This window comes from Phenylobacterium sp. (genome assembly GCF_030679875.1).
Taxonomy (GTDB): Bacteria; Pseudomonadota; Alphaproteobacteria; order Caulobacterales; family Caulobacteraceae; genus Phenylobacterium.
The window spans coordinates 333,513-349,552 of the sequence record NZ_JAUXSP010000021.1 but is presented as its reverse complement, the minus strand read 5'-3'; the positions used below and the strand labels follow the sequence as shown (position 1 = coordinate 349,552).

The following is a 16,040-nucleotide window of genomic DNA, read 5'->3' as shown; positions in this document are numbered from 1 at the left end:
CCGCACGCCATGCGTCTGTCGCACTTTTTCATCGAGCGCCCGATCTTCGCCGGGGTGCTGTCGGTGTTCATCACCCTCATTGGCATCTTCGCCTATCCCATGCTGGCCCTGTCCCAGTACCCGGATATCGCCCCACCGACCGTGGCGGTGATCGCCAGCTATCCCGGCGCCTCGGCTGAGACCCTGGCCGAGACGGTCGCCGCGCCGTTGGAACAGGAGATCAATGGCGTCGAGGACATGATCTACATGACCTCGTCCTCGTCCAACGGGACGGTCCAGATCACGGTCACCTTCCAGCCCGGCACGGACCTGGATTCGGCCCAGGTGCTGGTTCAGAACCGGGTGAGTCTGGCCGAACCCCGACTGCCCGAGCAGGTTAGGCAGGTGGGCGTCGTCGTCAACAAGCAGTCCACCGGCTTCCTGATGGTGGTCGGGCTGACCGCGGCCGACGGCGACCTCGATGCTGACTATGTGGGCAACTACGCCAATTCCACCGTCCGCGACCGGCTCCTGCGGGTCGAAGGGGTCGGCGAGGTGCAGATCTTCGGCGGCGGCCTCTATTCGATGCGGATCTGGATTGATCCCGGCAAGGCGTCCGAACGCAATCTGACCCCCAATGAGATCGTCGCGGCGCTGCGCGCCCAGAATGTTCAGGCGGCCGGCGGCACGGTGGGCCAGCCGCCCTTTGGCCCTTCAGTGGCCAGTGAGCTGCCCGTCGAGGTCCAGGGCCGTCTGTCGACCCCCGAGGCCTTTGGCGACATCGTCCTTCGAAGGGACGCCGAGGGGCGCACCATCCGACTGCGTGATGTGGCCCGGGTGGAGATCGGGGCCCAGGACTACGGGGTGCGCGGCTATTTTTCCGGTGAGCGCGGCGTGGCCATGGCGGTCCTGCAGCAGCCCGGGTCCAACGCCCTGTCCACCGCCGAAGGGGTCATCGCGGCCCTGGACGACATGCAGGCGAGTTTCCCCAGCGGACTGGCCTATCAGATCCCCTACAACCCCACCGAATATGTCGCCGCCTCCGTGGCGGCCGTCCAGAGCACGCTCATCGAGGCCGTTCTGCTGGTGGTGCTGGTGGTCGTGGTCTTCCTGCACACCTGGCGCGCGGCGATCATTCCCATCCTGGCCATCCCCATCGCCCTGGTCGGCACCTTCGCCGTTCAGCTGGCGCTCGGCTATTCCCTGAACTCCCTGTCCCTCTTCGCCCTGGTTCTGGCCGTCGGCATCGTCGTCGATGACGCCATCGTCGTGGTCGAGAATGTCGAACGGAACATCCGGGAGGGCCTCTCCCCACGGGAAGCGGCCCACAGGTCCATGAAGGAGGTCTCCGGCGCCCTCGTCGCCATCAGCCTGGTGCTGGTCGCGGTGTTCGTGCCCACGGCCTTCGTCTCGGGCATTCCGGGCATGTTCTACCGCCAGTTCGCCGTCACCATCGCCGCGGCGACGGTGATCTCCCTGCTGGTGTCCCTGACCCTGTCGCCGGCCCTGGCCGCCCTGCTGCTCAAGCCGCACCGGGACGACGAGGCGCCCCAAGGTCCCCGTTGGATGGCGCCGGTGACCGGCGCGGCTAACCGCTTCAACAAGGGCTTCGACTGGCTCAGCGATCGCTTCGGGCGCCTGACCGCGCGCCTGGTGCGGATGAGCTTCATCATGCTGGTCGCCTACGTGGTCCTGCTGGTCGCCACCGGCTGGCGTCTGACCGAGACGCCCACGGGCTTCATCCCCGAGCAGGACCAGGGCGTGCTGATCGGCGTGGTGCAGCTTCCTCCGGGCGCCTCGCTGGAACGCACCGATGCGGTGGTGCAGCGGGCCACGGCCGAGATCGGCGCCGTGGACGGGGTGCAGAACATGGCCGCCTTCGTCGGCCTCGACGGCGCCAGCTTCAGCATGGCGTCGAACAGCGCCACCATCTTCATCCGCCTCGCCGACTGGGGCGAGCGGGGCTCCGAACTCTCCGCCCAGAACATCGCCGGCATGATCATGCAGCGCATGGGCGCCATCGAAGAGGCCAATATCTTCGTCCTGGCGCCCCCGCCGGTCGAGGGACTCGGCAACGCCGGCGGCTTCAAGATGATGGTCCAGGACACAGGCGGCGTGGGCTATGCGGCTCTTGAGCAGGCGGCCAACCAGCTTGCCGGCGCCGCGGCCCAGAACCCCAAGCTCGTGGGCGTGTACAACCAGTTCAACACCGGCGCCCCCCGGGTGACCGCCGATGTCGACCGCGACCGCGCCCTGTTGCTCGGCGTCCAGCCGGCGGAGGTGTTCCAGACCCTGGGGACCTATCTGGGCTCCACCTATGTGAACGACTTCAACATGCTGGGCCGGACCTTCCGGGTGACGGCCCAGGCCGAACCGTCGGGTCGCTCCCAAGTGTCCGACATCGCCAATCTGAAGGTCAGGACCATTTCGGGAGGCATGGCGCCCCTGGGCTCCATCACCACCCTGCGCGATGACTCCGGTCCAGCCCGCGTGGTGCGGTTCAACCTGGCCCCCTCCGCTGAGGTCCTCGGCGGGGCGGCGCCCGGCGTCTCGTCCGGCGAGGCCCTGATGGAGATGGAGCGTCTGGCCGCCGAAACCCTGCCAGCCGGGGTCAGCTTCCAATGGACCGAACTCGCCTATCAGGAGCAGGCGGCGGGGGACACGACCCTGCTGGTCTTCGCGATGGCTGTGGTCTTCGTCTTCCTGGTGCTGGCGGCCCAGTACGAGGCCTTCACCCTACCCCTGGCCATCATCCTGATCGTGCCGCTCAGCATCCTGGCGGCCATGCTCGGGGTCTGGATGCGCGGCATGGACAACAACATCCTCACCCAGGTCGGGCTCATCGTCCTGGTGGCCATGGCGGCGAAGAACGCCATCCTGATCGTGGAGTTCGCCAAGCAGGCCGAGGATCAACTGGGCATGAACCGCTTCGATGCGGCGGTTCACGCCGCCAAGACCCGGTTGCGGCCGATCCTGATGACCTCCTTCGCCTTCATCTTCGGGGTGCTGCCGCTCGCCATCGCCTCTGGCCCCGGCCAGGAGATGCGCCAGGCCCTGGGCACCTCGGTGGTGTTCGGGATGATCGGGGTGACCATCTTCGGCCTGATTTTCACCCCGGTCTTCTACGTGGTCTGCCGCCGCCTCGCCGAGCGCCTGCCTGGGCGCAAGACCGGGCCGGAGCCCACGCCCGAGCCCGAAGCTCTCACCTACCAAGCCCCGGAGGCGCGCCCGTGATCCCGACCCGTCTGGCCGCCCTGTTCGCCGGCGCGGCGCTTCTCTCGGCCTGCGCGGCCGGCCCCGACTATCAGCTTCCGCCCCCGGCGGCGGCCGAGACCGGACCCTTCGTGTCCGCCGGTGATGGCCCTTTTTCACACGCTCAGGCGCAAGATGACTGGTGGCGGCTCTATGATGATCCGTTGCTCGATGATCTGGTCGTCCAGGCCCTGAACGCCAACCGCGACATCGCCGTGGCTGCAGCGAACCTCGCCCAGGTCCGCGGGGCCCTGGGGGAGGCGCGGAGCGGCTTCCTGCCGTCGACAACCACCAGCGCCGGTGCGGCGCGCGTGCGTCAGCAAAACCCGATGACCGGCCGGTTTGAGGAGGGCGACAGCTTCCAGGCGGGCTTTGAGGCGGCCTATGAGGTCGACTTCTTTGGTCGCGTGCGGCGTTCGGTGGAGGCCGCCCGCGCCGACACCGGAGCAGCTGAGGCCCTTCTGGACTCCGCCCGCGTCACCGTCGCCGCCGAGACCGCCCGGGCCTATGCCGATCTGTGCGCCGCCAACCTGCAGATCGCGACCGCCCAACAAACCTTGGACCTGCAGCAGGAGAGCGCCGACCTGACCGGACGGCAGTTCGAGCTTGGCCGGGGCGCTGGCCTCGATGTCGCCCGCGCCCAGACCGAACTGGAATCCACCCGCGCCACCCTGCCGCCCCTGGAGGCGCAGCGCGACAGTGCGCTGTTTCGTCTGGCGGTGCTGACCGGCCGTCCGCCGGCCCAGGCGCCGATCGCGGCTGCGGCCTGTCAGGTCGTGCCGGAGGTGACCACTTCCATACCGGTGGGTGACGGCGCGGCCCTGCTGGCCCGCAGGCCCGATGTGCGCGCCGCAGAGCGCAGGCTCGCTGCGGCGACAGCCCGGATCGGGGTGGCCACGGCCAGCCTCTATCCCACCGTGACGCTTGGCGGAAGCATCTCCAGCCTGGCCGCCGACTCCGCGAACCTGGGAGACGACTATCAGTTCAGTGTCGGCCCGCTGATTTCATGGAGTTTCCCCAACATCCTGGCGGCCCGGTCGCGCATCCGCCAGGCGGGCGCCGCCGCCGATGGGGCTCTGGCGAGCTTCGAGCAGGTCAATCTCACGGCCCTGCAGGAAACCGAGACCGCGCTGACGGTCTACGCCAAGGCCCTTGATCGCCGGGCCGCGCTCCAGCGGGCCCGTGATCAAGGCGAGCGCGCGGCCCGTCTCTCGCGAATGCGCTATGAGGCCGGCGTCGACAGTTTCCTCGGTGTCCTCGACGCCGAACGCACCCTGGCGGGACTTGCCGCGCAGCTTGCGCAGTCCCAGGCCCAGGTCGCCAACGCCCAGATCGACCTCTTCAAGGCTCTGGGCGGTGGTTGGGCGCAGGACGCGACCTGAACGCCTTCGCATCGCCGCCTGCGGGCGTCTAAGCTCCTCCCGGACGGCCGATCACAGGCCGACGGGAGGAGCCGATGAGCCGCAACGCACAATCCGAGGCCGCCGCCATGGCCTGCCTCGACGCCTTCATGACCGCCTTCAACGCCCGGGACATGAAGGCCTTTGAACAGACCTTCAACTTCCCCTCGATCCGCCTGGCGTCGAATACGATGCGGATCATCAACAAGGGGGATCAGACGCCGGCGACCTTTGACCACGCCTCCCTCAAGGACTGGGACCATTCGGCGTGGGAGACACGTGAGATCATCCATTCAGGGGCCGACAAGGTGCATATCAACACCCGGTTCACCCGCTATCGGAAGGACGGCGGCGTCATTGGCGGGTTCGATTCCATCTATGTGGTCACCTGCGAGGATGGCCATTGGGGCATCAAGGCGCGGTCCAGCTTCGCTCCCTGAGCGTTCAGGCGCCTAGCACCTGGGCGCCAGACCGGTTTCGGGGGGCGGCGACAGCAGGTGCGGGAGAAGATGATCGCCTTCCTGCAGGCTGAAATGCCTCATGTCCTGCCTAGAGACCGTCTGAACTTCGCCCCCATTGGCCCTACGGCGCCGGGAAGTCCCCTCTCAGCTTGAGGTCGGCGGTCTCCTGCGCCGGAAGCGGCAGGAGATTGAAGTCCTCAAGGTTGTTCTGACGGGGATCCAGACCCTGGTGCTGGGCGATGACCGCGCGCGTCACGGCCTGCATCAGGGCCTGGCGTTCGGGGACGGGGCGGGTGGTCTCGGCGATGAACACGGCCACCGCATAGGTCCGGCCATCCGGCGCGGTCAGCAGGCCGACATCATTATAGCCCGTCGCCCGAAGGCCCAGAACCTGGCCGGTGCCGGTCTTGTGCGCCAGCCGCCAGCCCTCGGCGAGGCCGCCCCCCAGCCGCTGGGGTCCTGTCCGGCTCTGGGCCAGCAGGTCGAGCAGATGGGCGGTCGAGGCGGGCGACAGCAGGTCGCCGGCCGCCAGCCGATCGAGGGCCGCGACTGTGGCCTCTGGGCTGGCGCCGTCCGGCGGCGCGCTGAGATAGGCGTCAAGGGCGGCGCGGCGGGCGTCCTGTGGGATGGCCGACCTGGCCTGCCAGAAATTGCGGCCGAAGGAGAACTCCGGCCGCCAGTCGAGACCGGCGATGGCGGTCTGGAAATAGCGTTCTTCATCAGCCAGTCCGATGGCGCCCAGTTTCCGCTCTGCGATGACGGCCCGCACGCGATCGGGTCCGCCCACCAGCCGCATCAGGATGTCGTTGGCGGCGTTGTCGCTTTGGGTGGCGGCGCTGGCCAGGAGCTCGCCGACCGTGGTCGGATAGCCGTTGCGGCCCACATGGTTGCGGATCGGCTGGTGAAAGATGCTGAGGTCTTCCAGGCGCACGGTCACGGGATCGCTAAGCTTCAGGACCCCCCGATCAACGGCGTCCAGCACGCTGATCGCCACCCAGAGCTTGCTGACGCTCTGCTGCGGATAGAGGGCCTCTCCGTCATGGGCGGTGGTCCAGCCGCCCTCCAGATCCCGCACCGCGATGCCGGCGCGACCGTCAAAGGCCGCGCCCAGGGCGGCGATATGGTCGGCGAGGCGCGCGGGCGCCTGGGGTGTGGGGGCGGGGAGGCGCAGGGCCGCCCACTGGGCGACGGGGGCCTCGCCTGCTCCGGGGCTGGGCGGCGCGGGCGTCAGGGTGACAGCCCCCAGGACGGCCAGGGCCAGAACGGCGGCGCTCAGTCCGACAGCGGCGCGGCGGCGTGCGAGGACCCGGGCGCGGCGTTGCGCCTGACGGGTCGTCATCTGTTGCAGGACCGTGCCGTCCTCCGTGTTCACGTCGCCTCCTTGTGTCTCCCTCAGACCATGCCTGCCTTGCGCAGGGCCTGGTAGGCCTTGAGCACCCGATGCAGCTTGTTCTCAGCTGAGCGGTCCCCCCCATTGGCGTCGGGGTGGCACCGCTTGACCAGTTCCGTGTAGCGCGCCCGGATCGCCGGCCCCTCGGCATTGTCGTCCAGGTCGAGGTCGGCCAGGGCGTTGCGTTCGATCTTGCCCATGCGGCGGGCCGGCGCGGCCTGGGCCCCCGGAGCGTGGGCGCCGCCGTGACCGAACAGGCTGAACGGGTCCTGGTATCCGCCCTTACCCCGGGCGAAGTTCTTGGTGAAGGTCGCCGACTCCCGGGAGTTGCGGCTGGCCTTGAAGTCCCAGGTGGGACGCCCGCCGGTGGTCTGCTCCTGCTCCTGGCGGGCCTTGATCTCGCCCTCGCTCATGCCGGCGAAGAAGTTCCAGTTGCGGTTATACTCCGCCGCGTGTGGCTGGCAGAACCAGTAGTGCTCGTTCATCATCTCCCGGGACTTCGGCGCCCGGGCCGCAGCGGGCATGGAGCATCCCGGGTGATCGCAACGGCGCTCACCTGGCTTCAGGGCGAATACGTCGTCGGCGCGCTCGCTCTCCCCGGGCTTGGGGGGGCGAACGCGGATATCGACGAACTTGGGCTTGTATTGAAACGCGCCGGGCATGCCCCAAGTATGGGCCTACGGCCCGCACTTTTGAAGAATTGAAGATTTGAGCAATGGGCGCCATATTCGATACCATTCACCAAAAGCTGACCCAGGCCTTCGCGCCGACCCGTCTGGAGATCGAGGACGAGTCCTCGCGCCATGCGGGCCATGCCGGAGCCCGCCCGGGAGGCGAGAGCCATTTCAATGTCTTGATCGAGGCGCAGGCCTTCGCCGGCGCCCCGAAGGTCGCCCGCCAGCGGATGATCTACCGCGCACTTTCCGAAGAGATGGCGGGGCCGGTGCACGCCCTGTCGCTCAAGGCCCTGGCGCCAGGCGAGACCTGAGACCCTAGAGACCACCAGAATTCCATTGGGACGGCCATTACCGTCCAGCGTTGGGGAGACGCCCGTTGAAGACCAGTTTCACGCTCAATGGCCAGGCCGCCAGCCTGGACCTTGACCCGCGCACGACCCTGCTCGACGCCCTGCGCGAACAGCTCAGCCTGAAGGGGTCGAAGAAGGGGTGCGACCACGGCCAGTGCGGCGCCTGCACCGTCCTGGTCAACGGCCGGCGGATCAACGCCTGCCTGTCCCTGGCGGTGACTCACGAGGGCGACGAGATCACGACCGTCGAGGGCCTGGGGACCAGCGAAACCCTGCATCCGGTCCAGGCCGCCTTCCTGGAGCATGACGCCTTCCAGTGCGGCTACTGCACGCCGGGCCAGATCTGCTCGACCATCGGCATGCTCAAGGAGGCCGCTGACGGCTGGGCGAGCCTGGCGACGGCGGATCTGACCGCCGACACCGTCCTCAGCGACGAAGAGATTCGAGAGCGCATGAGCGGCAATCTCTGCCGCTGCTCAGCCTATCCGCAGATTCTCGCGGCGATCCGCAGCGCCGGAGGCCTGGCATGAAGCCTTTCACCTATGAGCGCCCCAAGGACGTGACGTCCGCCCTGGCCATGATGGCCGAGGTTCCCGGCGCGCGGTTCCTGGCCGGCGGCACCAACCTGGTCGACCTGATGAAGCTGCAGATCGAGCAGCCGACTCAGCTGGTGGACGTCAGCCGGCTGCCGCTGGGCGAGATCGAGGAGACCCCGGGTGGCGGTCTGCGTCTGGGGGCGGTGACCACCAACAGTCAGGTGGCCGCTGATTTGCGCGTGCGCGCACGCTATCCGGCCCTGGCGCAGGCGATCCTGTCGGGCGCCTCAGGCCAGCTTCGCAACAAGGCCACCACCGCGGGAAACCTGCTGCAGCGGACCCGTTGCGCCTATTTCTACGACACCACCAAGCCCTGCAATAAGCGTCAGCCCGGCGCGGGCTGCGCGGCGATCGGCGGCATCTACGCCAATACGGCGGTGTTCGGCGCCAGCGAGGCCTGCATCGCCACCCATCCCTCCGACATGGCCGTGGCCATGAGCGCCCTGGACGCCCAGGTGGAGATCGCGAGCCAGGACGGACAAAGCCGCTCGCTGGCCCTGGAGGATCTGCATCGCCTGCCCGGCGAGACCCCGCACATTGAAACCAACCTGCAGCCTGGCGAGATGATCACCGCCGTGGTGCTGCCGCCGCCCGCCCCTGGGGGCCAGATCTATCGCAAGGCCCGGGAGCGGGCGTCCTACGCCTTCGCCATCGGCAGCGTCGCGGTGGTGGGTGGCCGCGTGGCCCTCGGCGCCGTGGCCCACAAGCCCTGGCGGGCCAAGGTCGCCGAGCAGGCCCTGGCTGGGGGCGCAAGCCCGGCCGAGGCGATGGCGGCGGAGATGGCCGGCGCCCAGGCCGACGGCCACAATGACTTCAAGCTCAAGCTGATGGCCCGCCTCGGCGCGGCCTGCCTCACCACCACCGGCGCAGGGGACGACCAATGAGTTCGGTCAAGGATTGGGCGGCGCCGACCCCCATCAGCGAGAACCGCAGCGGTCTGATCGGCAAGGGCGTCGATCGTTATGAGGGGCGTCTCAAGGTCACGGGATCGGCCCCCTTCGCCTATGAGGTGGAGGCGCCGTCGAAACCGGCCTACGGCGTCTTGATCGCCTCCCCCATCGCCAGGGGTGTCGTGACCTCGGCCGACATCGCCCAGGCGCAGGCCTCGCCGGGCGTCCTGCTGGTCTGGACCCCGGACAATGTCCCGGCCCAGGGCGAACGCGGCGCCAAGATCAATCCCCGCAGTCAGCGAGGCGCCAACCCGGCCCTTGCCGATCGGGTGGAGCATTTCGGCCAGCATGTCGGCTTCGTCGTCGCCGACACCCTGGAGAACGCCAAGGCGGCCGCGGCCCTGGTGCGTTTGACCTACGAGGCCACGCCCGCCGATCTGATCTTCGAGGACAACCTCGCCCAGGCTGACCAGCCGGAGGGCGAGGAGGATGTCAGGGTCGGGGACTTCGAGGCCGCCTTCGCAGGCGCGGCTGTACGTCTGGACGAGACCTATGTCAGCCCGTTGCAGAACCACGCCCAGATGGAGCCCTGCGCCACCACCGCCTGGTGGGACGGAGATCATGTCACGGTCCACACCTCGATCCAGATGGTGAAGGGCGGGCAGCACACGCTCGCCGAGACCCTGATGATCCCCTCGACCCAGGTCCGCCTGATCACCCGCTATATCGGCGGCGGTTTCGGCGGCAAGGGCCAGGCCTATGACGACCTGACACTCGCGGCCCTGGCGGCCCGCGCACTCGGCCAGCCGGTCAAGGTCGCTTACACCCGACAGCAGATGTTCCAGGCCACGATCCACCGCCCGGCGGTGCATATGCGCGTCCGCCTGGGCGCCCAGGCCGACGGCCGCCTCGACGCCTTCGCCCTGGAGGCGGTGACCCACTGTCGTCGTGAGGCGCCGTTCACTGAGCATGCGGCGAACTTCGCCCGCAGCCTCTATGCCGCCCCCAACCGGCTGACCGGCCATCGGCTGGTCAAGCTCGACATCCCTGCGGCGGGCCCCATGCGGGCGCCGGGCGAGGCTTCAGGCATGCTCAGCCTGGAATGCGCCATGGATGAACTGGCCGAGCAGCTCGGCCTCGACCCCGTTGAGCTGCGCCTGCGCAACGAGCCTGAGACCGACCCGGAAACTGGCAAGCCGTTCAGCACCCGCCAGCTGGTCCGCTGCATGACCGAGGGCGCCCAGCGATTCGGCTGGGACCGGCGCAATCCGACACCTGGCCAGGTCCGCGACGGCCGCTGGCTGGTGGGCCTGGGCATGGCCGCAGCCATCCGCGGCAACTTCCTGCTTCCGGCCAAGGCCGGCGTGCGCATTGACGCCGACGGGACCATCACCCTGCGCCAGGGCATGACCGACATTGGCACGGGCACCTATACGATCCTGGCCCAGATCACGGCCGAGACGCTGGGCGTGCCGCTGTCCCAGGTGAAGGTCGAGCTGGGGGATTCAGACTTCCCGCCGGCGCCGGGCTCCGGCGGCCAGTTCGGCGCGGCGACCGCCGGCTCTGCGGCCTTCGCCGCCGGCATGAACCTTCGCAAGGCCCTGGCCGAGCTGGCGACCGGCGATCCCAATTCGCCTCTCTACGGAGATGATCCGGAACTGGTGAGCTTCGGCGGCGGCAATATCGCCGTGGACAATCGCGCCGAGCCCCTGGACCGCCTGGTGGCCCGCGCCGCGCCGGACGGCGTCTATGTGGAGGGCGCGATCACGCCTGCCGCCGACGCTCGGGACTATTCCCAGCACACCTACGGCGCGCACTTCGCCGAGGTTGGCGTCGATCCTGATACTGGCGAGGTGCGCCTGCGCCGCATGTTTGGCGTCTTCGCCGCCGGCCGCATCCTTAACGCCAAGACGGCCATGAGCCAGATCACCGGCGGCATGATCTGGGGCGTGGGCACGGCCCTGCATGAGTACAACGAGGTCGACCCCCGCTACGGCTCGTTCATCGCCCAGGACCTGGCGGGCTATCATGTGCCGGCCCATGCTGACATCGTCGACCTCTCGGCCATGTTCCTGGACGAGGTGGACGACAAGGCCAACCCAATGGGGATCAAGGGCGTGGGCGAATTGGGCATCGCCGGTGCCGGCGCGGCCATCGCCAACGCGGTCTACAATGCGAGTGGCGCGCGAATCCGCAGCTATCCGCTGACGCCCGAAAAGGTGCTCGCCGCGCTTCCCTAGGGCCGGGCGGGATCAGACACCCGGTTGACCGCCGACGCGCTCTTAGGAGGGCGTCGGCGCCGCAGGCCCGTTGACCCGAGCGTGCAGCTCACCCAGGACCCGGGCCAGATCACTCTCGCGGAAGGGCTTCTGCAGGACGGGGGTGCCCTTGTCGACATCGCGCAGGCCGGCGTCGCCATAGCCCGTCGCAAACGCGAATGGCGCGCCCTTGGTCCGCAGAATGTCGGCCAGCGGGAAGATCGGCTGGCCGCCGAGATTGACGTCAAGCACCGCGCAGTCGAGCTCATGGCTTCCCACCAGGGCGATGGCCTCTTCCAGGCGAGACGCCGGACCGACGACCTTACAACCCAGGTCGCTCAGCATGTCCTCGATCAGCATCGAGACCATCATCTCGTCTTCGACGACGAGGACCCGCATGCCGGCGAGCTTGGCGAGATCAGTCATAGGAAGGCTCCAGGTCGCCACGGGCGGGGCCGAAGGTTGCCGCAAAGCTGGCAAAAACGCAAAGGTTGTGCGTGGCCTCCAGCGAAAACGCCGCAGCGTCATAGCCCGCCGTGTCGGGTCGGTTCAGGTCAGTCATGTGGGGCGTTCCCTCCCGCCTTAGTTGCGGAAAATAACGCTTTCCTCATGGCCCAGGTTCCCAGGTTTGACGGCAGGCGACGGACGAGGCGCGCAAATCAGTCTTCGACAGGCGCCTCAATGGGGGGGGACACCCGAAGGGCCGTGATCTGATTGCGTTCGCGCCGAACGATCTGGAACCGATGGCGATGGAAGATGAAGGTCTGCCCCACCCGGGGGATGGTCTGGGCCTCGTGGATGACCAGTCCGGCCAAGGTGACGGCGTCTTCGTCGGGGAGGTCCCAGTCCATGGCCCGGTTGAGGTCGCGGATCGGCACAGAGCCGTCGACGCTGACCGAGCCGTCCGGCTGCGGCCTCACGCCGGGCACGGCGATGTCGTGCTCGTCCTCAATCTCGCCGACGATCTCCTCAAGGATGTCCTCGAGGGTGATCAGACCCTTCAGGCCGCCATATTCGTCCACCACCAGGGCGAAGTGCGTGTGGCGCTTGAGGAAGGCGTTGAGCTGGTCCTTCAGATTGGTGGTGTCAGGGATGAACCAGGGCTCGCGCAGGATGGCCTGCAGGTCGACGGCGTCCATGTCGCCGTCGGATTCGGCCAGGGCCCGCAGCAGATCCTTGGCGTGCAGGAAGCCGACAATGTTCTCGGCGTCGTCGCGATAGACCGGCATGCGCGTGTGTGCGCTGCCCAGGACGGCGGCCACGAATTCCCGGACCGGCAGGGCGATGTCGATCATCGAGATCGACTTGCGGTGAACCATCACCTGCCCGACATCCATCTCGGCGAGGTCGAGAACGCCGCCCAGCATCAGCCGGTCGCGATTTTCCACCAAGCCCTCGGAGTGATGGTACTCGACCGCGCCGCGGATCTCCTCATGCGCCGCCAGAACGTCGGTCTCCATGTCCAGCTTGATGCCGAAGGGGCGCAAGGTCAGCCGGACCACCCATTGGGCGCTGTTGGCCAGTGGGCCGAAGATCTTCACCACCCAGGTGGCCGGCAGCGACAGGAGCCGCGCGGCCTTGTCGGGCTGGGCGATGGCCAGGGTCTTGGGCAGAATCTCGGCGAAGATCACCACCAGGGCGGTCATCATGACCGTGGCGACCAGGGGCCCTGTCGGACCTGGAATGGCGGCGGTCAGGACCGTGGTGGCCAGGGCCGAGGCGCCGATATTGATGGCGTTGTTGGAGAGCAGGATCGCGCCGATCAGCTTTTCCTGATTGCTGATCAGCCGATTGACCCGCGCGGCCGCCTTGTCGCCATCCCGTTCCATCTTGTGCATGCGGCTGCGGCTGGCGGCCGTCATGGACGTCTCGGTGGCCGAGATCACCGCCGAGAAGAACAAAAGGATGAAGATGGCCGGGGCGAGCCCGATGAGGATGGCTGTGATCATGCCGCTGCGCCGGCTGGCCGGGCGCCCTCCGCGGTTAGGAACTGCAGGATGGAGTCAGCGTCCACGTCACGGGCGACGAAGGCGTCCCCCAGGGCGCGGGCGAGGATGAAGGTCAGTCGGCCGCCTTCGGCCTTCTTGTCCTGACCCATGTGGTCGATCAGCCGCCGGCCATCGAACGGGTGGCCAGGAAGGGCGTCCATTCCGACGGGGAGGCCGACCGCGGCGATCGCGGCTTCGGCCCGGACGGCGTCCTGCGCTGAACAATGGCCCTGGCGGGCGGAGAAGCGAAAGGCCTGGGCCATGCCGATCGCCACGGCTTCCCCATGCAGCAGATCCTCGCCATAGCCGCTCTCTGCCTCCAGAGCGTGGCCGAAGGTGTGACCAAGATTAAGCAGCGCACGCCGGCCTGCCTCGCGCTCGTCCTGGGCGACGATTTCCGCCTTCGTCTCCACCGAGCGTCGGACGGCATGGGCGAGCGCGGCGGACTCCAGATCCACCACCGCCCGGCCATTGGCCTCCAGCCATTCGAAGAAGGCGAGATCGCCAAGCAGGCCGTACTTGATGATTTCCGCATAGCCCGCGCGAATCTCCCGCGCGGGCAGGGTCGCCAGGATGTCGAGATCAGCCAGGACCAGCCGGGGTTGATGGAAGGCGCCGATCAGGTTCTTGCCCCGTGGGGTGTCGATGGCGGTCTTGCCCCCCACCGAGGAGTCCACCTGCGCCAGGAGGGTCGTGGGAATCTGAACAAAGTCGATGCCGCGCTTGTAGATCGCCGCTGCGAAGCCAGCGAGGTCGCCGACCACACCGCCGCCGAAGGCGACGATCAGGTCGCCACGATCAAGCTCCAGGGCCAGAAGGTCGTCGCTCACCCGGGCCAGCACCTCGAAGCTCTTGGAGCCTTCGCCGGCGGGGACCAGCACCGGCGTCGCGCTGACTCCTTCGACCAGCAGGGCCTCGGTCAGGGCCGCGCCGTGCAGACGCCATACGGTTTCGTCGCTGATGATCGCCGTGCGGCCGCGCTTCAGGAGCGGCCGGATATGACGGCCGGCCTCGGCGATCAGGCCTGACCCGATCCGCACCTCATAGGCCCGCGCGCCCAGTCCGACGTTCACGGTGTGGCTCATGAACCTTCCTCAGCCAGATAGCCGGTCAGGGCCTCGATCACCTGGGCCACCGTCACATGGTGAGCCGTATCGCCGGTGTCGACGACCACATGGGCCTGGGCATAGACCGGGTAGCGCTGCTCGGCCTGGGCCTTGAGCACGGTCAGGGGATCGGAGTCCTTGAGCAGGGGGCGGGTGTCCTTGCGACCCACCCGACGCGCCAGCAACTCCAGATCGGCCCGCAGCCAGACCACCAGGGCTTTGGACTTCAACAGGGCGCGGGTCTCGTCGTTCATGAAGGCGCCGCCGCCGGTCGCCAGCACATGGGGCGGCTCTTCGAGCAGACGCTGGATCACCCGCCGCTCCCCGTCCCGGAAGGCGGCCTCGCCCAGTTCGGAGAAGATTTCGGTGATGGCGCGCCCGGCGGCGGCCTCCACCTCGGAGTCGGCGTCCCGGAACGGAAGCTCCAGCGCATTGGCCAGCCGGCGGCCAACACTCGACTTGCCGACCCCCATCAGGCCCACCAGGGCGATGGTGCGGTTACGGAGGGGTTCGTAGCGATCCATGAGGCGCTAGGCTTTACACGAGGCGCCGGTCCCGCGCCAACCACGACCGCCTCGGCCCGTGGATCGCCCCGTCCGGGCGACCTCGAAAATGGCTTTGGCGAATAAGGAGACTATTCCCTCTCCTGGCGCGTTGGGGTGGCAGACTTCCAACACAGGGGCGCTTTCGCCTTGATCGACCCGGACCTGGCATTCCTTATTGTGCAGAACGCCCGAGACTATGCCGTCTTCACCCTGGAGCCTGACGGCCGTATCGCCGCATGGTCACCTGGCGCGCAGACCATATTCGGCTACGCACCGGATGAGGCTATTGGCATGGCCTTCGCCGAGCTTTTCCTGGCGCCCGACGTGGCGGCGGGATCGCCGGAGGCCGAGATGGCCAAGGCCTATCATGACGGGCGCGCCGAGGACACGCGCTGGCATGTGCGCCAGAACGGAGAGCGGTTCTGGGCCAATGGCGTGACCATGACGCTCGGGGACAGGCCCCAGCTCATTAAGTTCCTGCGCGACGAGACCGCAGCCAAGCTGGCGGAGGATCAGCGGATTCTGCTGCTCAACGAGCTCAACCACCGGATCAAGAACACCCTGGCTACCGTCCAGTCGATTGTCGATCACACCCTGCGGGCGGCCGACGTGAGCGCTGGAACCCGCAACGTACTGACTGAGCGGCTGATCGCGCTGGCCCAGGCGCACAATGTGCTGGTGTCCGAAAGTTGGGCCGGCGCCGATCTCGGCGCGATTGTCGAGCGCGCCCTGGCGCCCCACGACACCTCGGGCCTGGGTCGGTTCCGCATTGAGGGGCCTCGGGTGTTCCTGAGCCCCCAGCAGGCGGTCTCCCTGTCGCTGGTGCTGCACGAATTGACCACCAACGCCATCAAGTACGGCGCCCTGTCGACGGAGGCAGGTCAGGTGTCCATCTCCTGGAACCTGGCCCACGACGTGGGCGGCGCGCGCAGCATGAACCTGCTGTGGCAGGAGACGGGCGGACCGCCCGTGGCGCCGCCGAACGGACGCGAGGGCTTTGGCCTGCGCCTCATCGCCCGCAGCTTCGGCCAGGACGGTGACGGCCGCACCAGGATTGAGCACCATCCCGACGGGCTGATCTGCACCGTCAACGTCCCGCTGAGCCAGGGAGAGAGCGTTCCGATGCTCAATCTGGGCGCAGGTTGACC

Annotated in this window: 15 protein-coding genes; 8 read left to right on the top strand and 7 right to left on the bottom strand. The window is 68.0% G+C overall.

Annotation, left to right across the window (positions count from 1 at the left end):
* The first annotated feature begins 9 nt into the window (after positions 1-9).
* The 3 genes from Q8K84_RS15095 to Q8K84_RS15085 all read left to right on the top strand — a co-directional run bounded on the left by Q8K84_RS15095 (position 10) and on the right by Q8K84_RS15085 (position 5,071).
* Positions 10-3,213 carry an efflux RND transporter permease subunit gene (locus Q8K84_RS15095; protein ID WP_305283538.1) on the top strand — a complete coding sequence of 1,068 codons (3,204 nt, stop codon included), beginning with the start codon at positions 10-12 and terminating at the stop codon, positions 3,211-3,213.
* A complete protein-coding gene (locus Q8K84_RS15090; protein ID WP_305283537.1) occupies positions 3,210-4,613 on the top strand; it encodes a TolC family protein in 1,404 nt (467 codons plus the stop codon). Before Q8K84_RS15095 ends, Q8K84_RS15090 begins: the two co-directional genes overlap by 4 nt.
* Before the next feature lie 74 nt (positions 4,614-4,687).
* Positions 4,688-5,071, top strand: a complete 384-nt coding sequence (locus Q8K84_RS15085) for a hypothetical protein (RefSeq protein WP_305283536.1) — start codon at positions 4,688-4,690, stop codon at positions 5,069-5,071.
* A gap of 142 nt (positions 5,072-5,213) precedes the next feature.
* Here Q8K84_RS15085 and Q8K84_RS15080 read toward each other — a convergent pair whose 3' ends face one another.
* Positions 5,214-6,464: a serine hydrolase gene (locus Q8K84_RS15080; protein WP_305283535.1), complete on the bottom strand. Its 1,251-nt coding sequence runs from the start codon at positions 6,462-6,464 to the stop codon at positions 5,214-5,216.
* A gap of 20 nt (positions 6,465-6,484) precedes the next feature.
* Positions 6,485-7,144: a J domain-containing protein gene (locus tag Q8K84_RS15075; RefSeq protein ID WP_305283534.1), complete on the bottom strand. Its 660-nt coding sequence runs from the start codon at positions 7,142-7,144 to the stop codon at positions 6,485-6,487.
* Between the two features lie 53 nt (positions 7,145-7,197).
* On the opposite strand from Q8K84_RS15075, the gene Q8K84_RS15070 reads away from it, so the two are divergent.
* The 4 genes from Q8K84_RS15070 (at position 7,198) to Q8K84_RS15055 (ending at position 11,235) form a co-directional block, all read left to right on the top strand.
* A complete protein-coding gene (locus Q8K84_RS15070) occupies positions 7,198-7,470 on the top strand; it encodes a BolA family transcriptional regulator (protein ID WP_305283533.1) in 273 nt (90 codons plus the stop codon).
* 65 nt (positions 7,471-7,535) lie between these two features.
* Positions 7,536-8,039: a 2Fe-2S iron-sulfur cluster-binding protein gene (locus Q8K84_RS15065; protein WP_305283532.1), complete on the top strand. Its 504-nt coding sequence runs from the start codon at positions 7,536-7,538 to the stop codon at positions 8,037-8,039.
* Positions 8,036-8,989, top strand: a complete 954-nt coding sequence (locus tag Q8K84_RS15060; protein ID WP_305283531.1) for a xanthine dehydrogenase family protein subunit M — start codon at positions 8,036-8,038, stop codon at positions 8,987-8,989. Before Q8K84_RS15065 ends, Q8K84_RS15060 begins: the two co-directional genes overlap by 4 nt.
* On the top strand, positions 8,986-11,235 hold the full coding sequence (locus Q8K84_RS15055; RefSeq protein WP_305283530.1) for a xanthine dehydrogenase family protein molybdopterin-binding subunit: 2,250 nt from the start codon (positions 8,986-8,988) through the stop codon (positions 11,233-11,235). The genes Q8K84_RS15060 and Q8K84_RS15055 overlap by 4 nt, the downstream gene beginning before the upstream one ends.
* Before the next feature lie 42 nt (positions 11,236-11,277).
* Here the strand turns inward: Q8K84_RS15055 and Q8K84_RS15050 are convergent, their stop codons facing one another.
* From Q8K84_RS15050 to Q8K84_RS15030, 5 genes are all read right to left on the bottom strand, one after another.
* Complete coding sequence (locus Q8K84_RS15050; RefSeq protein ID WP_305283529.1) at positions 11,278-11,679, bottom strand: response regulator; 402 nt, start codon at positions 11,677-11,679, stop codon at positions 11,278-11,280.
* Positions 11,672-11,815 (bottom strand): hypothetical protein, encoded by a 144-nt coding sequence (locus tag Q8K84_RS15045; RefSeq protein WP_305283528.1) that lies wholly within the window; start codon positions 11,813-11,815, stop codon positions 11,672-11,674. The genes Q8K84_RS15050 and Q8K84_RS15045 overlap by 8 nt, the downstream gene beginning before the upstream one ends.
* Positions 11,816-11,912: 97 nt before the next feature.
* Positions 11,913-13,202, bottom strand: a complete 1,290-nt coding sequence (locus Q8K84_RS15040; RefSeq protein WP_305283527.1) for an HlyC/CorC family transporter — start codon at positions 13,200-13,202, stop codon at positions 11,913-11,915.
* On the bottom strand, positions 13,199-14,326 hold the full coding sequence (aroB, locus tag Q8K84_RS15035; protein WP_305283526.1) for a 3-dehydroquinate synthase: 1,128 nt from the start codon (positions 14,324-14,326) through the stop codon (positions 13,199-13,201). Before aroB ends, Q8K84_RS15040 begins: the two co-directional genes overlap by 4 nt.
* Positions 14,323-14,871, bottom strand: coding sequence for a shikimate kinase (locus tag Q8K84_RS15030; protein WP_305283525.1), 549 nt, complete (start codon positions 14,869-14,871; stop codon positions 14,323-14,325). Before Q8K84_RS15030 ends, aroB begins: the two co-directional genes overlap by 4 nt.
* 168 nt (positions 14,872-15,039) lie before the next feature.
* Between Q8K84_RS15030 and Q8K84_RS15025 the strand changes: the two genes are divergently transcribed.
* A complete protein-coding gene (locus tag Q8K84_RS15025; RefSeq protein ID WP_305283524.1) occupies positions 15,040-16,038 on the top strand; it encodes a sensor histidine kinase in 999 nt (332 codons plus the stop codon).
* Positions 16,039-16,040: the final 2 nt, after the last annotated feature.